Annotated in this window: 17 protein-coding genes and 1 pseudogene; 8 read left to right on the forward strand and 10 right to left on the reverse strand. The window is 62.7% G+C overall.

The window, feature by feature from the left end:
* Positions 1-53: 53 nt before the first annotated feature.
* From HPT29_RS15820 to HPT29_RS15830, 3 genes are all read left to right on the forward strand, one after another.
* Positions 54-1376: an ABC transporter substrate-binding protein gene (locus HPT29_RS15820; RefSeq protein ID WP_173949138.1), complete on the forward strand. Its 1323-nt coding sequence runs from the start codon at positions 54-56 to the stop codon at positions 1374-1376.
* Between the two features lie 199 nt (positions 1377-1575).
* On the forward strand, positions 1576-2424 hold the full coding sequence (locus HPT29_RS15825; RefSeq protein ID WP_173949137.1) for an ABC transporter ATP-binding protein: 849 nt from the start codon (positions 1576-1578) through the stop codon (positions 2422-2424).
* Positions 2424-3683 (forward strand): phenylacetate--CoA ligase family protein, encoded by a 1260-nt coding sequence (locus tag HPT29_RS15830; RefSeq protein ID WP_371823218.1) that lies wholly within the window; start codon positions 2424-2426, stop codon positions 3681-3683. Before HPT29_RS15825 ends, HPT29_RS15830 begins: the two co-directional genes overlap by 1 nt.
* A gap of 471 nt (positions 3684-4154) precedes the next feature.
* On the opposite strand, the gene HPT29_RS15835 is transcribed toward HPT29_RS15830, so the two are convergent.
* The 4 genes and pseudogenes from HPT29_RS15835 to HPT29_RS28840 form a co-directional block, all read right to left on the reverse strand.
* A complete protein-coding gene (locus tag HPT29_RS15835) occupies positions 4155-4814 on the reverse strand; it encodes an outer membrane protein (protein ID WP_315974853.1) in 660 nt (219 codons plus the stop codon).
* A gap of 518 nt (positions 4815-5332) precedes the next feature.
* The gene (locus HPT29_RS15840; RefSeq protein ID WP_173949134.1) at positions 5333-5782 is read right to left on the reverse strand and encodes a sigma factor-like helix-turn-helix DNA-binding protein; all 450 of its coding nucleotides are present in this window, start codon (positions 5780-5782) and stop codon (positions 5333-5335) included.
* A 108-nt stretch (positions 5783-5890) separates the two neighbouring features.
* Positions 5891-6433, reverse strand: coding sequence for a pentapeptide repeat-containing protein (locus HPT29_RS15845; RefSeq protein WP_173949133.1), 543 nt, complete (start codon positions 6431-6433; stop codon positions 5891-5893).
* A 15-nt stretch (positions 6434-6448) separates the two neighbouring features.
* Positions 6449-6781, reverse strand: a pseudogene (locus HPT29_RS28840) (hypothetical protein); the annotation flags it as partial.
* A gap of 458 nt (positions 6782-7239) precedes the next feature.
* Between HPT29_RS28840 and HPT29_RS15850 the strand changes: the two are divergent.
* From HPT29_RS15850 to HPT29_RS15865, 4 genes are all read left to right on the forward strand, one after another.
* Positions 7240-7902: a Crp/Fnr family transcriptional regulator gene (locus HPT29_RS15850; RefSeq protein WP_173949206.1), complete on the forward strand. Its 663-nt coding sequence runs from the start codon at positions 7240-7242 to the stop codon at positions 7900-7902.
* A gap of 152 nt (positions 7903-8054) precedes the next feature.
* Positions 8055-9092, forward strand: a complete 1038-nt coding sequence (locus HPT29_RS15855) for a Fe(3+) ABC transporter substrate-binding protein (RefSeq protein WP_173949132.1) — start codon at positions 8055-8057, stop codon at positions 9090-9092.
* Between the two features lie 81 nt (positions 9093-9173).
* Entirely contained in the window at positions 9174-10913 is a 1740-nt protein-coding gene (locus HPT29_RS15860) for an ABC transporter permease (RefSeq protein WP_259060726.1), read from the forward strand.
* Positions 10914-11049: 136 nt separating this feature from the next.
* A complete protein-coding gene (locus HPT29_RS15865; RefSeq protein WP_173949131.1) occupies positions 11050-12186 on the forward strand; it encodes a DJ-1/PfpI family protein in 1137 nt (378 codons plus the stop codon).
* A 12-nt stretch (positions 12187-12198) separates the two neighbouring features.
* Here HPT29_RS15865 and HPT29_RS15870 read toward each other — a convergent pair whose 3' ends face one another.
* The 3 genes from HPT29_RS15870 to HPT29_RS15880 all read right to left on the reverse strand — a co-directional run bounded on the left by HPT29_RS15870 (position 12199) and on the right by HPT29_RS15880 (position 14341).
* The gene (locus HPT29_RS15870) at positions 12199-12789 is read right to left on the reverse strand and encodes a cysteine hydrolase family protein (protein ID WP_173949130.1); all 591 of its coding nucleotides are present in this window, start codon (positions 12787-12789) and stop codon (positions 12199-12201) included.
* Between the two features lie 137 nt (positions 12790-12926).
* The gene (locus HPT29_RS15875) at positions 12927-13607 is read right to left on the reverse strand and encodes a 3-oxoacid CoA-transferase subunit B (protein WP_173949129.1); all 681 of its coding nucleotides are present in this window, start codon (positions 13605-13607) and stop codon (positions 12927-12929) included.
* Entirely contained in the window at positions 13607-14341 is a 735-nt protein-coding gene (locus HPT29_RS15880; RefSeq protein ID WP_173949128.1) for a CoA transferase subunit A, read from the reverse strand. Before HPT29_RS15880 ends, HPT29_RS15875 begins: the two co-directional genes overlap by 1 nt.
* 363 nt (positions 14342-14704) lie before the next feature.
* Here HPT29_RS15880 and HPT29_RS15885 point away from each other — a divergent pair, with 363 nt between their 5' ends.
* Positions 14705-16516, forward strand: a complete 1812-nt coding sequence (locus HPT29_RS15885; RefSeq protein WP_173949127.1) for an AsmA family protein — start codon at positions 14705-14707, stop codon at positions 16514-16516.
* On the opposite strand, the gene HPT29_RS15890 is transcribed toward HPT29_RS15885, so the two are convergent.
* The 3 genes from HPT29_RS15890 to HPT29_RS15900 are packed head-to-tail and all read right to left on the reverse strand — an operon-like array spanning position 16510 to position 19387.
* Positions 16510-17313, reverse strand: coding sequence for an ABC transporter permease (locus tag HPT29_RS15890; RefSeq protein ID WP_173949126.1), 804 nt, complete (start codon positions 17311-17313; stop codon positions 16510-16512). The genes HPT29_RS15885 and HPT29_RS15890 overlap by 7 nt on opposite strands.
* Positions 17310-18215 (reverse strand): ABC transporter permease subunit, encoded by a 906-nt coding sequence (locus HPT29_RS15895; RefSeq protein ID WP_173949125.1) that lies wholly within the window; start codon positions 18213-18215, stop codon positions 17310-17312. The genes HPT29_RS15890 and HPT29_RS15895 overlap by 4 nt, the downstream gene beginning before the upstream one ends.
* A gap of 2 nt (positions 18216-18217) precedes the next feature.
* Complete coding sequence (locus HPT29_RS15900; protein ID WP_173949124.1) at positions 18218-19387, reverse strand: ABC transporter ATP-binding protein; 1170 nt, start codon at positions 19385-19387, stop codon at positions 18218-18220.
* Positions 19388-19593 lie beyond the last annotated feature (206 nt).

Consider the following 19593-nt stretch of genomic DNA (forward strand, 5'->3'; position numbering starts at 1 on the left):
AAGCGAAACAAGAATTCGGCTTTTCGGCCGATATAACGGGAGGAAACGCCACCATGTCGTTTCGAACAATGAGCCTAGGATTAGCCGCCGCTACGATGCTCGCCGGCACTGCCCTTCCTGCCTTTGCGCAGGATTCGATCTATGTCCCTCTCTTCACCTACCGGACGGGGCCCTTCGCGGGGTCCGGCACCTTCATCGCCGACGGCATGCACGACTACCTGGAGATGCTGAACCAGCGCGACGGCGGCATCGGGGGCGTGAAGCTCGTGCTGGAGGAATGCGAGACCGGCTACGACACCAAGAAGGGCGTCGAATGCTATGAGGCGGTGAAGGGCAAGAACCCGGTGATCGTCAACCCGTGGTCGACCGGCATCACGCTGCCGCTGATCCCGCGCGCCTCGGTGGACAAGATCCCGATCCTGTCCATGGCTTACGGGCTGTCGGCATCGGCCCGCGGCGACATCTTCCCCTGGGTGTTCAATCCCCCGGCCACCTATTGGGACGGGTTGTCGATGATCATCAAGTTCATCGGCGAGAAGGAAGGCGGTCTCGACAAGCTGAAAGGCAAGAAGATCGGCTTCATCCATCTCGACGCAGCCTTCGGCAAGGAGCCGATTCCGCTCCTTCAGGACCTCGCGAAGGACATCGGGTTCGAGGTGGCGCTCTATCCGGTCGCCGCCCAGGACATGCAGAACCAGTCCTCGCAATGGCTCAGTGCCCGCCGGGATCGGCCGGACTACATGATCATGTGGGGCTGGGGCTCCATGAACGGCGCAGCCGTGAAGGAAGCCGTCCGTTCCGGCTACCCGATGGACAAGTTCTACTCCGTATGGTGGCCGAGCGAGGACGACGCCCGCAGCGGCGGCGCAGGCGCGAAGGGCTTCAAGGAACTGAACTGGCACGCGGTCGGGGCGAACTTCCCGGCTCTCCAGGACATCCAGAAGCACGTGATCGACAAGGGTCTGTCGAAAGCCGCCAAGGACAAGGTGGGCGAGGTGCTCTACAACCGCGGGGTCTACAACTCCCTGCTGATCGCCGAGGGCATCGCCCAGGCCCAGAAGCTCACGGGCAAGAAGGCGGTGACCGGTGAGGACGTGCGCCGCGGCATGGAGAACATCAAGCTCGATGCGGCCAGGCTCAAGGAACTCGGCCTCGAAGGGTTCACCGACCAACTCGTCCTGTCCTGCAATGACCACAACGGCCATCGCGCTGCCTTCATGCAGGAATGGGACGGGTCGAAGTGGGTGAAGATCTCCAACCCGATCGAGCCGATGACGGATCGGGTCAAAAGCCAGCTCGATGGCGCCGCGAAGGACTATGCCGAGAAAAACGCCGGCTGGCCCAAGCGCACGGAGACCTGTGATAAGGCGAGCTGATCTGGCTGATCCAGCCGCATAGGCTGACACAGCCGCTCACGTCATCACCGGCCCTGTGCCGGTGATCTCGATCCCGAGAAGCGCAGTGCTTCCGGCAACCGGGACAGCCGGGACAGACCCGGCTAGGACGTCCGAAAGCGGTCTCGCCCTCAACGCTGCCCTCGCCCTCAAGGGAGAGGGATTTCCGAAAGACTCGCCCATGACAAGCGCCATCCAGATCCATGAGCCGAACAAGCCGCACCCGGCGGAGACCGTCCTCAACGTCAATAACATCGAGGTCATCTACGACCACGTGATCCTCGTGCTCAAGGGCGTGTCCCTCAACGTGCCGAAGGGCGGCATCGTGGCCCTGCTCGGGGCGAACGGCGCCGGCAAGACGACGACGCTGAAAGCCGTCTCCAACCTGCTCCGCGCCGAGCGCGGCGAAGTGACGAAGGGGTCGATCGAGTTCAACGGCGAGCGCGTCGACCGCCTGTCTCCCAACGAGTTGGTGCGACGCGGCTGCATCCAGGTTCTCGAAGGACGCCACTGCTTCGGCCATCTCACCATCGAGGAGAACCTGCTCACCGGTGCTTTCACCCGCAAGGACGGCAACGCGGCGATCCGGCGCGATCTCGAGGTGATCTATGGCTATTTTCCGCGCCTGAAGCAACGGCGGACCTCCATGGCGGGCTATACTTCCGGCGGCGAACAGCAGATGTGCGCCATCGGCCGGGCGATGATGTCCCGCCCGTCCATGATCCTGCTCGACGAACCCTCCATGGGGCTGGCGCCCCAGATCGTGGAAGAGATTTTCGAGATCGTGCGCAAACTCAATGCCACGGAAGGCGTCTCCTTCCTCCTCGCCGAGCAGAACACCAACATGGCGTTGAAATACGCCACCTACGGCTACATTCTCGAAACGGGACGCGTCGTGATGGACGGGCCCGCGCAGATGCTGCGCGAGAACGAGGACGTGAAGGAGTTCTATCTTGGGGTCTCGGAAGGTGACCGAAAGTCCTTCCGGGCCGTGAAGAGCTACAAGCGCCGCAAGCGCTGGCTTGCATGATGGATCAGAAAGTCAGGAAAATCGCTTTGTCCGACTTCTTCGACGTCAATGAGACCCGTGATCCCGCCGAGCGCGAAGCCGCGCTCTTCGGGCGGCTGCCGGAAATCTTGAACAGGTCCGCCGAGGCCCCCGCCTACGCGGCGCGTCTCGCCGGGATCGACCTGGGCAGCATCCGAAGCCGCGAGGCGCTTGCCAAAATTCCTGTGCTGCGCAAATCCGAGCTGCCGGCACAGCAGAAAGCCGCCCTGCCCTTTGGAGGCTTCGTGGCCGGGCCATGCGGCTCGTTCGGTCGGCTGTTTACATCGCCCGGTCCGATCTTCGAACCCGAACCCCATATCGAAGACCCCTGGCGCTCGGCTCGCGGTCTTTTCGCCGCCGGCTTCCGGCGCGGCGACGTGGTGCTCAATACCTTCAGCTATCATCTCACGCCCGGCGGCTTCATCATGGATTCGGGTGCGCGCGCGCTCGGCTGCGCCGTCGTTCCAGCGGGTCCGGGCAACACCGAGCAGCAATTCGAGTTGATCGAGGCTTATCGTCCTGTCGCCTATTGCGGCACCCCTGACTTCCTGAAGGTGCTGCTCGACGGCGCGGCAGCCTCGAATCGGGACGTTTCATCGATCAGACGCGCGCTCGTCTCGGGGGCTGCCTTTCCGAAGTCCCTGCAGGACGAATTCTCGTCGAAGGGCATCGAGGCCTATCAGGCTTATGCCACGGCGGATCTCGGCTTCATCGCCTATGAAACCTCAGCCCGGGAAGGTCTGGTGGTCAACGAAGACATCATCGTTGAGATCGTGCGGCCCGGGACCGGAGACCCCGTGCCTCCGGGTGATGTGGGTGAGATCGTCGTCACGACCCTCGACGCCCACCGGCCGATCATCCGCCTGGCTCTCGGTGACCTGACAGCGGCCATGACCGGTTTCAGCTCCTGCGGGCGCACGAATATGCGCATCAGGGGCTGGATGGGACGGGCCGACCAGGCCACGAAAGTCAAAGGGATGTTCATCCGACCCGAGCAGGTCGCAGAGATCGGCCGGCGTCATCCCGAACTGGGACGTCTGCGCCTCGTCGTGACCCGCGACGGCGAGACGGACGTGATGACGCTCATGGCCGAAACCGCCGCGCCGAGCGAGGCTCTCTCGGCCGCGGTCGGCGCAACGCTTCAGACTGTCGCGAAGCTGAAAGGATCGGTAAGCTTCGCCTCGCCCGGCCACCTTCCGAACGACGGCAAGATCATCGCGGACGAGCGCCGTTACGAGTGAGGGGCACTTTTCGGATTAGCAATCGCGTTTTGCGAGGATGCAAGATGTGGAGGGCCAAGACGTCTTGAACGCGTGAGTCCCACTCCATAAGCTCTAGCTTACATCTGATTCGATCTGAAAAGGCGAGGAATAACAAAAAGAAAGAGCACCCGCTGGGGTGCTCTCAAGGTGTCCGGCCGTAGGGGCAAAAATGACCGGAGATGCCAATAAACGCCCACCGCTGACGTTGGTTCCAAATTTTCTTCAAGAATCGACAGCTCGTTCCCGGCCTCATTGAGGTCACGATTAAGGGATTTAGGGCGGAGCTTCCCGTGGGGGCAAACACGGGCCGGGGCCGCGACCACAGATCCGCCAAGGACAGGGTCGCGGCCTACTTCTTTCTCGGACATCGGCAAGCCCGATCCGACCTCGCGCCGACGGCACAAAAAAGGCCCGGGAGGTCCCGGGCCTTTCTCCGCCGATAGCGAAGGCTCAGTAGGTGCCGAACTTGAAGTTCAGCTTGGCGCGAGCCACGAAGAAGTCGTTGTCGTCGTTGTTGTTGTTCGGCACGAAGAGATCGACCGGGGTCCCGCCCGTCGGCGTGAAGGTGCCGGCAAAGCGACCCAGGTTGTCATCATCGTCGTCGAAACCGATCCAGAGGCCTTCGACACCGAAGGTCACAGCCGAGGAGCCGAACCAGTTCACCGGCAGAGCCCACTCGACGCCGCCGCCGGCCACCCATCCGGTGTTGTCGTCTGAATAGGCGAGACCGCCGGTGGCGTAGATCAGCACGCGGTCGAACGCGACACCCGCGCGGGCGCGCACGGTGCCGAACCAATCCGACAGGTTGTTGTCGAAGGTGCCGGGTACGAAGGTGCCCGGCAGGCCCGCCGGAATAAACGCAACTGTTTCACTCTGATCGGTATCTGCCCACTGGATGTCGGTCTCGACACCAATCACGAAAGAACCGATCTGGTAGTTGTAGCCGATCTGGCCACCGCCGGTGAATCCACCGTCGTCGTTGTTAGGGAAGAACAGCGTACCAGGAACGGCGCCGCCAAGAATGACGGATTCCCGATTGCTGTCGCGCCAGCCCCAGCCGGCGTTCACACCGGCGTAGAAACCGGTCCAGGTGAAGATCGGCGCCGTCACGATCGGAGCCGGAGGTGGTGCCTGACTGGGTAGGTCGGCGGCAGAGGCAGCGGCTGCAGCAAGCGTCACGCCTGCAACCCCTGCTAGGAGGCTAAGTACGCACTTTCTCATAACCGTAACCCCTTGGTGTGAGGACTCACGGTGAAAACTTACGCCTGTTCCGCTTGGGAAAGCTATTGCAAAGGAGCAACACCTACATGTTCGATCAATATTCAATGGTCACAAAAGTAGTACTACTTTCGATATAAGGAATTTTGTCCAATAGTGTGGAAACTAAGTCTCTTAACAATACCTTTAAAGTCATTTGACATTACTTTTAAGGCATGCCCTAATAATCGCGTTTTCGGCTTGACAACCGAAGGCGAGGAGATCACTCAACCCTGCCCCCTGGGCGGGGTTTTTTCTGCGCTAGTCCGGCTGCCCCATCGCGGGCACGCCTGGGGGCAATGACAAGCCTGATCAGGGCCAGGCCAGACTTTCAAGTAAGCCCCATGAGGGCCAGCTTTTCACATGTCGCCCTATAGATCACCCAACAACAACTGCGCCTGATTGCTCAGCTTCGGCTTCGAGGCCTTTTTCTGATCGGCAGAGACGGCCTTGATCACCCGGCGCGCCGGGCGCTTGCCGGCGGCGTCAACGGCCATACGGGCCTTGGCCTTGTCCCGGGCGATGGCCTCAGGCGAAGCCGGGTCGTCATGAAGCCACTTGCCTCTCTTGATGACCTCGTTCACCCGTCCCTGATTGACGCCGAGCTGAAAGGCAATTTCCTGCTGGGTCATCTCGGTCGTTCCATGGAGCTCCAGAATCCGACGGGCGAGTTCCGGCGTCATCTTCCGTCCAGCAATCCGGCGGGCAGGAGTCACCGAACGTTTGGTCCGATCCCGCTCCCGTAGCCTCTCCAGGATTGCGAGAGCCATGTGCATCCCCTGCTCGCGCAGGGCATCCTCGAATTCCTTGAGCGTGGTCAAATCGGACGCACTCCTTCGAAGAAAGGGAACTGGGAAACCTCTTGAGATAACGTCTGTCCATCTTTTCAACGGCCACGCTGCAGCTTGGTTGCACAGGCGCGCTGAGCCTCACTCCTCCTCGTCCTTGCAGGGCCAGGTTTTCGGCGCCGTGAGACCGGCTGGAAGCTTGGTCTGTGCGGTTCCGCAGGCGATGTCGACCTGCGCCTGAGTCAGGCCGGTCACTCCGCTCAGGTTCGCGCCGCCGAACTGGGTCAGATACAGGTATGAGCCCGTGAGGTTCACGCCTTGCAGATCCAGGCCGTCGAGCCGGGCACGCGACAGATTGGAATAGCTGAAGTCAATACCAGTCACTCGCGCGCTCTGAAAGAGCACCCGCGCGAGCTCCGCCTTGGACATGTTCGCGCCCGCAAGGTCGGCACCACTGAAGTCGGACCGGTTCAGTTCAGCTTTGCTGAAGTTCGCGCCAGTCCCTTTCACTTGGGCGAAATTCGACCGATTCATATCGGCCGAACTGAAGACGGCACCGGTGAGGTTGGCCTGGCCGAAATTCGCCCGCCAGCCGAGTGCCTTCGTGAAATCCGCCTTGGACAGATCGGTGCCCTCGAAGCGGGTCCGACTAACCTCCGTTTCGCTCAGGTTCGCGCCGGCCATCTTAGAGGATGCGAAATCGCTCAACGTCAGGAGGGAGCGCCGGAAGATGGTGCCGGTGAGGTCCTCGTTCGTAAGCATGAGGCGTGCCTTGGAGCATCCGGACCAATCGACCCCGGGGCTCGGACCATCCTGACACTTGGCCCAGGCAGGCCCTGCGCAGACCATGGCGACGATCAAGGCTCCTGCAGTCTTCACGCTGAAACGGCCCTCCATAAAGTCCTCTCGTGCTGCTCTTTGATAATTAGGCATGCCAACCTCCCTGAGGAGGCCCCGGCCTAGAACTTTCCTAACGTAAGTCGCAGAAAAATGTCGCCGTTTCATGCACCAAGCGATGGTCCTGTCGAACATCCTGCTATTGAAGGAAGACTCGACTTCCACACCTTATGGTCTAGCTTCTGGATCGATTCCTGTGGAGTAAACCATGCGTCTTTCCCTAATGTTTCCTGCTGCTGTGCTTGCCGGACTTGCCTTGAGCGGCTGCGTCGCCTCTACGGCTCCCGTCGGGGTACTGCCACGCGATCCCGTTCCGCCCCCGCCTTCTCTCTCGGCGGATGCCCCACGGCGCTCCGCCGCCCCACAATCTGGCACGACCTCGCAACGGCGGACCCTGAGCGTTCCCGGGCAAGCCAGGCCGTAACGGCGAACTTTCAGGGACGCTGGTACAGTCGCCTGCGCGGCGACCATCGGTTCCGGTCCGGAACCCTCTCCCAAAGAGTCTGGCGCCCTGCGCCAATGCGTAGCTGGCGCCGATTCCTAGCTTGGTGCTATATGCCGTAACGATAGATCAAAATGCGGGGATGAACGTTATGACGTGGTACGAGGCCATCGGGTGGTTCGGGGCCGTCCTGGCCGTCACGGGCAGCGCAATGAAGACGATCATCCCTCTGCGCTGCATAGGGATTGGAGCGAATATCTGCTCCCTGATCTTCTCCTCGTTCACGGGCAATTATCCCAGCCTCGTGGTCAATCTGATCCTGCTGCCGCTCAACGGCACTCGGCTTTACCAGATGCTGGGCCTGATCAAGCGCGTGAAGCACGCCTCGAAGAGCGATCTGTCCATGGATTGGCTCAAGCCCTTCATGACCCGCCGCAGGACAGAGACCGGAGAGGTGCTGTTCGCCAAGGGCGACGTCGCCAATTGCATGTTCTTCACGATCTCGGGTCGCTATCGCCTCAAGGAGATCGATATCGAGCTTCTCCAGGGTCAGGTGGTCGGCGAAATGGGTTTCATGTCTCCGAGCAACACCCGCACGCAAACCCTCGAGTGCCTTGAAGCCGGAGAGGTGCTGAGCATCTCCTATGACGAGGTCCGCCAGCTCTATTTCCAAAATCCTGAATTCGGCTTCTACTTCCTGCGCCTCACGAGCGAGCGCCTCTTCGCGAACATGGAGAAGATGGAAGAGGAAATTGTCCGTCTTCGCGCGGCGCTGCCGGATATCGAGCCCGTGCAGAAGGCCGCATCAGCTTAGAAGAACTATAAAATGCAAGCAGTTTAGAAATCTTATAAGGTATTGAAATTGCTCGATTTTCAATTGACGCGATAGCGCGATCATGGTTCCTCCAGCGTCAACAGGACTGGGCGAGACGGCTCGCCCGCGACGCTTGCTGGAGGACTTCGGGAATGGTGAACCTTTCGTTTGGACGCGGACTGCTCTTGGGTGCAGCGGCCATCGGGGCCCTGGTAGGAACGAGTGTTTCGGCCTTCGCCCAAGAAGTGCTGAACATCTACACCACCCGCGAACCCGGCCTGATCAAGCCTGTCCTCGACGAGTTCACCAAGGAGACCGGGATCAAGGTCAACACGATCTTCATCGCCAACGGTCTCGAGGAGCGCATCCGCACCGAGGGTCAGAACAGCCCGGCCGATCTGATCATCACGGTCGATATCGGGCGCCTGGCTGCCGCAAAGGATTACGGCGTGACGCAGCCGGTGAAGTCCGAGGCGCTCGAGAAGGTCATCCCGGCCGCCTACCGCGATCCTGAGGGCCATTGGTTCGGCATCGCTCTGCGCGGCCGTGTCGTCTATGCCTCCAAGGAGCGGGTGAAGCAGGACAAGATCACCTACGAGGAGCTTGCCGACCCCAAGTGGAAGGGCAAGGTCTGCATCCGTTCGGGCCAGCACCTCTACAACATCAGCCTGATCGCCGCGATGATCGCACACAAGGGCGAGGCAAAAGCGGAGGAATGGCTGAAGGGCGTGAAGGCCAACCTTGCCAAGAAGCCCTCGGGCGGCGACCGCGAACAGGCCAAGGACATCCTGGCGGGCGTCTGTGATATCGCTGTCGGCAACACCTACTATGTCTCCCTCATGCTCAACGGCAGCGATGCCGAGCAAAAGAAGTGGGGTGAGGCCATCAACGTGATCCTCCCGACGTTCGAGGGTGGTGGAACCCATGTGAACGTCTCGGGCCTCGCCTTGACGAAGTACGCGCCCAACAAGGCCAACGCTGTTAAGTTCATGGAATACATGGTCTCGGATGCATCCCAGCAGATTCACGCCGAAGCGAACTCGGAATATCCGATCAAAGCCGGCATCAAGATCCATCCAACGATCGCGTCTTTCGGGGAACTCAAGGCCGACACCACCCCGATCGCCGAGATTGCGAAGCTGCGCAAGAAGGCCAGCGAGCTGGTCGACAAGGTTGGCTTCGACCAATAAGACGAGGAGCGGCGGATCAAGCCGCTCCCGTGCCATTTCAAGGGGCGCCTCCGATTGTGGGGGCGCCGTTTCCGTTTGACCGTGATTGCGAAAACCCAGACCGCATTCGGCCGCTCGCTTGGGCGAAAGGCGAAGAGCCTTCCCTGGTGGCTCTCGGCCGCCGTCGCCGCAATCGGATTGCTCATACTCCTGCCGGTCGCAGCCTTGATCGGCATTGCCGCCGAGGGCGACGCGGAGATCTGGCCGCATCTCATCGCCAACGTTCTTCCGGCAAGCATCATAGACACCCTGGCTCTGCTGACGGGAATCGGCATCGTCGCCGGTTCGATGGGAATCACCGCGGCCTGGCTCGTCACCGCACACCGGTTTCCCGGCCGGGGCATCCTGGTGTGGCTGCTACCGCTGCCGCTCGCGGTGCCGACCTACATCACGGCGTACATCTACGTTGAGGTCTTCGACTCCGCCGGTCTCGTGCAGATGGCCCTGCGAGACCTCATGGGCTGGAGGTCGCGAACCGATTACTGGTTTCCCGAGGTCCGATCTCTCCCGGGCTGTATCCTCGTGATGTCTGCGGTGCTCTATCCCTACATCTACATCGCGGCCCGGGCGATGTTCCTGACGCAGAGCGCAAGCATGCTGGAAGTGGCCCGGACCCTCGGCGCCAGCCGCATCAAGCTCTTCCGGATCATCGCGCTTCCGCTGGCCCGCCCTGCCCTTGCGGTCGGGGTGTCGCTCGCTCTCCTCGAAGCCTTGAACGACATCGGGGCCAGCGAGTATCTGGGGGTGCGCACACTCACCGTGTCCGTCTACACCACGTGGCTCAACCGCGGCAGCCTGCCGGGCGCGGCGCAGATCGCGTGCGTCATGCTCGCTTTCGTGATGGGACTGATCCTGATCGAACGCTACGGCCGGAGGGATCGACGCTATGCGGCTTCGCCCAAGCGGCACCGCAATGTGCATCCGGTTCCGCTGCGCGGAGCACGCCGCTGGGCGGCGACGGTGCTCTGCACGGTGCCGGTCGTGCTCGGCTTCATCCTGCCGACGGCGTTCCTGCTACGTGAGACCTTCCGCGGCAGCCTCTTCGGCCAGTTCGATGCCGAATTCCTCGCCCATTTCTTGACGACGATCGGGCTCTCGGTCTTTGCGACCTGTGTCGTGCTGCTCCTTGCCGTCGTGCTGGTCTCATCCGCTCGCCTGTCCAAAGGCCCGCTCACCGCGGGTGCCCTCTTCATCGGCGGGCTAGGCTATGCGGTGCCCGGAACGGTTCTGGCCCTGGGACTGATGACGCCCCTCGTCGGGATCGACAATCTCATCGGGACCCTTTGGCGCAGTCTCACTGGGGAGCGCCTCGGCCTCCTGCTCATGGGTGCCGCCGGCGGCATCGTCATCGCCTATGTGATCCGCTTTCTGTCGATCGCGACCGGCTCGCTCTCGGCCGGCCTTGACCGGGTTTCGCCAAGTCTTGAGGATGCCGCGCGTACCCTCGGCGCATCGCGAAGGGAAATGGTCCGGAGGATCCAGCTTCCGCTCATGCGCCCGGCCCTGGCCAGCGCCGCCCTGCTGATCTTCGTCGACTGCATCAAGGAGCTGCCTGCGACCCTCCTGTTGCGGCCTCTCAACACGGAGACCCTGTCGACGCTCGTCTACACCTATGCCTCGCGGGGCCGCTTCGAAGACGGATCGCTCGCCGCGCTCGTCATTGTCCTCGTTGGTCTAGTTCCGGTCATCCAGCTCGTGCGCAGCGCCGAGTCCCGGCCGAGAACGGAGGAGGGCCTAGACAGTTCGGCAACCAGTTTTTCGGGCTTGGACGACCGACCCTGAAGGGACGGCCCCACGCCGAATCCATTCTCGTCCAAGAGATCTGTGAAGAGGCGGCATGGCCCAAAGGGATGAAGTAGACCCCATCCGCGACACGACCTAGGATACGTCACGGCAGGCTCATCGGAGCATGAGTGGCATGAAGAAGCGGCTTGTCTTGTGGAGTTGTCTGGGCGTCGCCGCGCTCCTCGCGACAATCGGCACGGTTTGGATGCTCTCTCTGCCCCCTGCCCTTCAGGTCGACGGCATGCCATCCGTTCCGAAGGAGGAAGCCGATGCCACCCTGGCGGCCTTGAAGCCTCCCAAGCGCCAGCGCCCACTCATCGCGATCATCGGCATCAACGATGCGACCGAGACGACTGATTATCTCATGCCTTACGGAATCCTGCGGCGAGCCGATGTGGCAGATGTGGTCGCGCTGGCGACGAAGCCGGGCCCCGTGACGCTCTACCCGGCGTTCAAGATCATGCCGGACATGACTGTCGCGGAGTTCGACAAGCGACACATGGACGGCGCCGATTTCGTCATCGTTCCCGCCATGAGCCGTGACGACGATCCGGTCGTGCTGGAATGGATCAGGGGTCAGGCCGCCAAGGGCGCCATTATCGTAGGCGTCTGCGCCGGCGCCAAGATCGTCGGTGCTGCCGGATTGCTCGACGGAAGACAGGCGACGACCCACTGGTATTTCATTGAGGAGTTGCGCAAGAAGAATCCCGCCATGCGCTATGTCGCGGACCGGAGGATCGTGGTCGACCGAGGGGTCATGACCACCACCGGGATTACCGCCTCGATGCCGATGGCGCTCACCCTGATCGAGGCCATTGCGGGCCGGCCCAGGGCCGAGGCTGTTGCCCAGGATCTCGGCCTTCCCCACTGGGACGCACGCCACGAAAGCGAAGCGTTCGCTGTCACGCGCCCGTTCGCCCTGACGGTCGTGGGCAACAGCCTGGCCTTCTGGAACCGAGAGCAGCTCGGCATCGATCTCCGGCCCGGAGCAGACGAAGTTTCGCTCGCCCTGGTGGCGGATGCCTGGTCGAGAACCTATCGGTCGAGGGCCGTGGCATTCGCGCGGAGCGAGGATCCCCTTGAGACCCGCAGCCACATCCGCATCATCCCCGATAAGGTCGCGACGAACTGGTCGGCGGATCACCTTCTGCCGGCAATCGGCAGCCAGCGACCTGCGGAAGCTCTCGATCGCGCCCTGCAGGCAATCGCAGCGCGCTATGGACCATCCACGGCCGATCTCGTCGCGATGCAGCTCGAATACAGACGCTGAAGCCGGGCGCCCTCACGAAGGCCATTGGCTCAGCACGACCTCGCTGCTTACGGTCTCGACTTGATAACTGTAACGTTTGGAATACAGGGTCAGGAGGGAATCGTGCCCCTCATCCGATGAACTGCAGACGCCGTCCGCGACGATCAGAACGCGCAGGCCGAGATCGACTGCGCCGAGCACGGTGGCTAGAACGCACATATCGGTCTCGGAGCCTGTGATCATGAGGGTATCGACGCCGCGCTCGCTGACGAGATCACGCAACTTGTGACCTGCAAAGGCTGAGTAGACCGGCTTGTCCAGCATGATGGCCGGCGGAACGAGCCGCTGCAGCGGCGGCATCAGTTCCAGCAGCCTGGGGTCGAGATGCTCACGGGTGACTTGGCGCCACTCCTCGTAATAGCGACGCCATGTGCCCGGCATATCCTCAGGCCGGAACGGGGGAATGAATCGGGTAAAGACCGTACGGTCCGGAGCCCGCTCGGCAATCCGGACGACGGTCGGCAGGACGCGCTCCATCCATGGCGTCGGCCACGGCCCCTCGGCCGAAAAGAGGCGCTGCATGTCGATGCAGAGATGAAGGGTGCCTGGGCCGAGGAGTGTCATGTCGTTTCGGTGAAATGGCGACGATACGCGGCAACGGGCCGCGATCAGCCTCGGTTCCATCTGAACGACATCAGGCCCCGGTCAGTCCCGGGGCCTGCCTAGACTCCACCGCTCGTCCTTTGCAGGCGCCGGTATGATCAGGCTGCGCTGGCTTGGCCGCTGCCGAGAGCCACTTTGAACTCGGCCTGGGTCTTGGCCCTGATCTCCTCCACGGTCACGCCGTCCGCGAGTTCGATAAGGGTCATGCCGGTGCCGCCCTTCTTGTCGATGGAGAAGACGCCGAGATCTGTGATCACCAGGTCGACGACGCCGGTCCCCGTCAGCGGCAGATTGCACGCCTTCAGGAGCTTGGGATCCTCGGAGCCGTCCTTGGCCTTGGCCACGTGTTCCATCACCACCACGACGCGCTTGACGCCGGCGACCAGGTCCATGGCGCCGCCCATGCCCTTCACCATCTTGCCCGGGATCATCCAGTTGGCGAGATCGCCGTTCTCCGCCACCTGCATGGCGCCCAAGATCGACAGGTCGATATGGCCGCCGCGGATCATTCCGAAGGAGTCGGCAGACGAGAAATAGCTGGTGGTCGGCAGTTCGGTGATCGTCTGCTTGCCGGCATTGATCAGGTCCGCATCCTCCTCGCCCTCGAACGGGAACGGCCCCATGCCGAGCATGCCGTTCTCCGACTGGAGCTGGACGCGCATGCCCTTGGGGATGAAGTTCGAGACCAGCGTCGGGATGCCGATGCCGAGATTCACGTAAAAGCCGTCGCGCAACTCCTTGGCCGCGCGCTCGGCCATCTGTTCACGGGTCCAGGCCATCAGACTTCCTCCCCTGCCCCGGCCGGCGCAGCCTCGGCGCGCTTGCGGGTCGTGCGTTGCTCGATGTGCTTGGCCGGGTTCGGCAAATGAACCATGCGCTTCACGAAGATGCCCGGCGTATGGATGCAATCGGGATCGATCTCGCCGGCAGGCACCAAATTCTCGACCTCGGCAATGGTCAGCCGGGATGCGGTGGCCATCATCGGGTTGAAGTTGCGGGCCGTCTTCCGGTAGACGAGGTTGCCTTCCGTATCGCCCTTATAGGCGTGCACGATGGAGATGTCAGCGAACAGGCCCGTCTCCATGACATACTTCTCGCCATTGAACTCACGCACTTCCTTGCCCTCGGCGATCAGCGTGCCGACGCCGGTCTTGGTGTAGAAAGCCGGGATGCCCGCGCCGCCGGCGCGGATGCGCTCGGCCAGCGTGCCCTGCGGGTTGAATTCAAGCTCCAGCTCGCCTGAGAGGAATTGCTGCGCGAACAGCTTGTTCTCGCCCACATAGGAGGAGATCATCTTGCGGATCTGGCGGGTCTCCAGCAGGCGGCCGAGGCCGATGCCGTCCACGCCCGCATTGTTGGAGATGAAGGTCAGATCCTTCGCCCCCGAGTCACGGATCGCCTCGATCAGGGCCTCCGGTATCCCGCACAGGCCGAAGCCACCGGCCATGATGGTCATGCCGTCCTTGACCACTCCGGCCAGCGCCGCCTGCGCATCGCTGTACACCTTATCCATCAAAACCTCTCCCCATGGGCGATCCACGCTCGCTAGAGCATCGGCCCCAAAAGTGGAAGGCACCTTTGGGATCCACCCGATGCTCGAAGCCTTTGCCGGCGCGTCGTTCGGGACGGACCCGGAGGCCGCGTCAGCGAAACCGGGTCCACTTTTGCCCCGCGACACGCCAGAAGAAACGATCGAAAACGGGTTGCGACGTTTTGGCCGCTCCGCTCCGAATGGCGGCCACCCTGCAACCTGGCCTCAATTTAGACAATCCCTTCATATGGATATATGGAAACGATTCACGGTTTCGGTCTTGCCTGAGGACATCCCCTCATCTCCGCTTGCGAGGCAGGCCTTAAGGTTTACAACATTCGTCCCATGTCCCGCCGCGTTGTCCTCCTCATTGCGTTGATTTCGCTCGCCGTTCTCGGAACGGCAGCCTCTCCCTGGACGCTGCCGGGCGGCGGACTGTCGGCGGAGCTGACGCAGCATGTGAAGGACAGGTACGGCCTCGATCTGACGGTGAGAGGTCGCAGCACCTTTGCCGTTCTGCCCATTCCACGGGTGAAATTCGAGAATGTCACGCTCGAGTTCCCGAACCAGGCCATCAGGGCCGACGGCGGGACGCTGAGAGGCGAGTTGCGCCTGCTGCCACTGCTCCTGGGCCGGATCGAGCTCTCGGATTTCGACCTTACGGAAACACGCATCACGGGATCGGCTCGGGCCCTGCGATCCATCAAGTGGACGGAGGCTCTCAAGGATCGCGCGAGCGGGACTTATGCCCGCCGCCTCATTATCAACAAATCGACCCTGCGCTGGACCGATCTGAAGGATGCCAACCTGGACCAGCTCAACCTCGTCATACGCTGGGCCGATGCGGCCGAGCCCATGACCATGGTCGGCTCGGCGCTCTGGCGCGACGAGGAAATCTCCCTTGAGGAGTCATCTGTCTTCCCCGAACTTCTGGCGTCCGACCGGATCAGCCCTTTTGCCCTGACGCTGGCCTCACAGTCCGTCCGGATTGCGGCCGAGGGAGAGGCGCAGCTTGGAGACACGCCTCGGATCACCGGCGAGAGCACCATTCAGGCCAAATCGGTGCGTGACTTCACCCGGTGGAGCGGCGTTGACCTGCCTTTCGGTTCGCTGGTGCGCGCCGTGTCCGTCGCGGGAGACTTTTCCATGGACCGTCGGCGCCTATCCTGGCCGGCCGTTTCCGTGACGATGGGCGAGGACAAGCTGGAGGGGACGCTCGGCGTCCGTTTCGATACGGATCGTCCGGTGATCACGGGAACCCTTGCGGCCGATACGCTCAACCTGTCGGACCTCTTTGCGCCGTTCTCGCAGGCCCGAACCTCCTCCGGCTCATGGAGCGAGGAGACCATCGATCTGACCAGGGCCACCGGCGCCGACCTCGATCTGCGTCTCTCGGCGGCGACCGCGAGCCTCGGCCGGCTCAGCCTGGAGGACATGGCGGCCAGTGTGCTCGTGCAATCCGGCCGAATCGAAGCCTCGATCGGCCGGGCCGGCTTCAACGACGGCAGCCTCAAGGGCCGCCTGTCCCTGGTGAAGCAGAATGGCCAGGTCGAGTTCAAGAGCCAGGGCACCTTCGCGGGGGTGAAGATCGCGCCCTTCCTGGCCGCCATGGGAGAGCCTCGCTGGATCACCGGCCACGCGACCGGGCAATTCAGCTTCGAGGGATTGGGGAAGAACCCCGCAGACGTGATCCGGGAGGCGCAGGGCCGCTCTTCCATTGAGGTCAGCGACGGGGAGATCGTCGGAATTGCCCTTGATGACGCCCTACGCCGAGTGGAGAAGCGGCCGCTTCTCGCGTCGCTCAACTGGAAGGGCGGCCGCACGCCTTTCGATAAGGTCCAGGCGCAGATTCTGGTGAAGGATGGTGTCGGGGAAATTGCCGAGGCCCATCTTCGGGGGCCTGCCGTGCAGGCTGACCTTACGGGCCAGGTTCTTCTGGTCGACCGCCAGCTCCGCGTGACGGCGAACGTCTCGCCGGCCGGAGCCCCGGTGGGCCAGTCCCCCGCGCTCGTCTTCAACGTCGTCGGCGACTGGGACAATGTCGCGGTCTCGCCGGAGATCCGTTCCCTCATCGAACGCTCGGGCGCCGCCAAGCCGCTTTTTCCGTCCGAACGCATTCCGGCCAACGAACCGCGCCCGCAGGCTACGGCTCAGTGAGCGTTCCGGCGCGAGCGCAGGACGGAGCACTTGCTGAGCAGGGTCGCGCCGATCACGCCGAGCGTCACGATGCCGATCAGGATGGTTGAGGCGGCATTCACCTCCGGTGAGAGCCCCAGCCGCACCTGGCTGTAGATCTTGATCGGCAGGGTCGTCGCTCCAGGCCCGGCATTGAAGCTCGCGATCACCAGGTCGTCCATGGACAGGGTGAAGGCGAGCAGAAAGCCCGCCACGATGGAGGGAGCGATCAGTGGCAGCGTGACGGAGAAGAACGTGCGCAGGGGCGGCGCCCCGAGATCCATGGCCGCCTCTTCCAGCGAACGGTCGAACGTCATGAGGCGCGATTGAACCACCACGGTCACGAAGCACATGGTGAGCGTGGTATGCGCCAGCGTGATGGTCCAGAAGCCGCGGTCCAGGTCGATGGCGACGAAGAACAGGAGCAGCGACAGGCCGGTGATCACCTCAGGCATGACCATGGGCGCATAGACCATTCCGGTGAAGAGCGTCCGTCCCGGGAAGCGCCCGTAGCGAGTGAGCGCGAGGGCCGCCAACGTCCCGAGGATGGTCGCGAGAGTCGCGGAGAGAAGCGCGATGCGCACAGTCACCCAGGCCGCTTCCATGAGCGCCTCGTTCCGGAACAGCGCACCGTACCATTGGGTCGAGAAGCCGCCCCAGACCGTGACGAGCCGGGAGGCGTTGAAGGAATAGATCATCAGCAGCAGGATCGGCAGATACAGGAACGCGAACCCGATCACGAGCGATGTGACGTTGAAGAGGCTCAGACGCCGGTTCATGGCCGCGCCTCCACGCGCCGCGCCTCGACGTCGCGATAGATCACGATCGGCACCACCAGGATGATGAGCAGAAGGATCGCGACGGCTGACGCCAGCGGCCAGTCGCGGTTGGAGAAGAACTCGCTCCAGAGCTGCCGGCCGATCATCAGCGTTTCCGAGCCACCGAGAAGATCCGGAATGACGAACTCGCCCACCGCCGGAATGAAGCACAGGAGCGAGCCGGCGACGATGCCCGGCATGGCGAGCGGCACGGTGATCGTCCAGAACGATCGCCAGGGCGGCGAGCCGAGGTCGAGGGCCGCTTCGAGCAGCGTATCGTCCATCTTCTCGAGCGTCGCATAGAGCGGCAGCACCATGAAGGGCAGATAGGCATAGACGATGCCGATAAAGACGGCCGTTTCGGTGTTGAGGATGTCCAACGGTTGGGAGATCAGGCCCATGCCCGTCAGCGCCTGAGTGAGCAGGCCCTCCGGCTTCAGAATCGCCACCCAGGCATAGATGCGGATGAGAAAGCTCGTCCAGAATGGCAGGATGACGAGCGCCACCAGCAGCGAACGGTACCGCTCCGGCGCACGGGCCATGCCGTAGGCGATCGGAAACCCTACCAGCAGGAGCAGCAGGGTCGAGACCGCGGCGATCCGCACGGAGGACAGCGTGGCTCGGAAATAGAGATCGTCCTGGGTCAGGAGCTCGAAATTCTCGAAATCAAGAGCGCCGAAGAACCCGGTGATGTCGCCCCATTCGAAGACAGGCTTGTAGGGCGGCTGGGCCACCGCCGCGTCCGAGAGGCTGATCTTGAGGACGATCAGGAACGGCACGAGGAAGAGCCCGCCAAGCCACAGATAGGGAATGGCCGGCACGAGGCCGGCGGTCAGGCGTCGCGGGAGGGAACGTTCGACCATGGCTATTCCGCCAGGATCACCGCCGCATCGGGCGCAAACGTGACATGGACCTGCTCGTCCCAGTCGATGGGATTATCGACGAACCGCGAAGCGTTGGCGCGAGTGACGCGCAGGATCTCGCCGGTGGCGAGCTTCACCCGGTAGACCGTCCAGTCGCCGAGATAGCCGATGTCCCACACCTCGCCACTGAGCACATTGACGGCGCCGGGTCCCGGCGGGTCTCGATGGATCACCATCTTCTCGGGCCGCACCGCGATGGCCACCGCCTGCCCGGAATGCAGCACTTCGTCCGGATCGTCGATGGTGAGCGATCGCTCGGCCGATGAGGCCTTCACACGCCAGAGGCCGTTCTCCCGACCCTGCACGTGCCCCTCCAGGATATTCACGTCGCCCACGAACTCCGCGATAAAACGGGTCTTGGGCTGCTCGTAGATCTCTCCCGGGGTGGCCACCTGCACGATGCGGCCGTGATCCATCACCGCGATCCGGTCGGCCATGGTCATGGCCTCCTCCTGGTCGTGCGTGACCACCACGAACGTCATGTGCAGCTCGTGCTGGATGTCCATCAGCTCGAACTGCGTCTCCTCGCGCAGCTTCTTGTCAAGGGCGCCCAGGGGCTCGTCGAGCAGCAGCACCTTGGGCTTCTTGGCCAGAGCCCTGGCCAGCGCCACCCGCTGGCGCTGGCCGCCGGAGAGCTGGCTCGGATAGCGCCTCGCGAGCTTTTCGAGCTGAACGAGACGCAGCATCTCGCCGACACGCTCGGCGATCTGGTCCTTTGGCAGGCCGTCCTGCTTCAGGCCGAAGGCAATGTTCTTCTCCACGCTCATGTGGGGGAAGAGAGCATAGGACTGGAACATCATGTTCACCGGCCGGCGATAGGGCGGTACCCCGGCCAGATTCTGATCGCCCAGGGTGATGCTGCCCTCGCTGGGTGTCTCGAACCCCGCGAGCATGCGCATGAGGGTCGTCTTCCCGCAGCCGGACGGGCCGAGCAGGCAGAAGAACTCGCCTTCGAAGATGTCCAGGGAAAGGTAGTCCACCGCCACACCGTCCCCGAACCGCTTCGTGACGTTGGAAAAGCGGATGAGCGGCTTGGCATCGGGATTGGACCAGGGCGCAAAGGCACGGCGCACGGCGCCAACGGAGGCGGATTGGCGGGAGGGAGGAGGCAAGATGCTTTGACTTCGGCCTTGAACGAGGAAACCTGCGGGCAAGCTATGATGTTCGGCCCCCGAGAACAACACATTAAAAGTCTTTGCCCGTCGGATCGGGAACCGCGTTCACTGCAACCCTCCCCTGCCCGATGCAGTTGACGATGAGGCTTGTAGGCGGTCCGGGGCTGAGCTATTGAGCTCCCATATAATTAGTGCCCTAATAA

The organism is Microvirga terrae (assembly GCF_013307435.2).
GTDB lineage: Bacteria > Pseudomonadota > Alphaproteobacteria > Rhizobiales > Beijerinckiaceae > Microvirga > Microvirga terrae.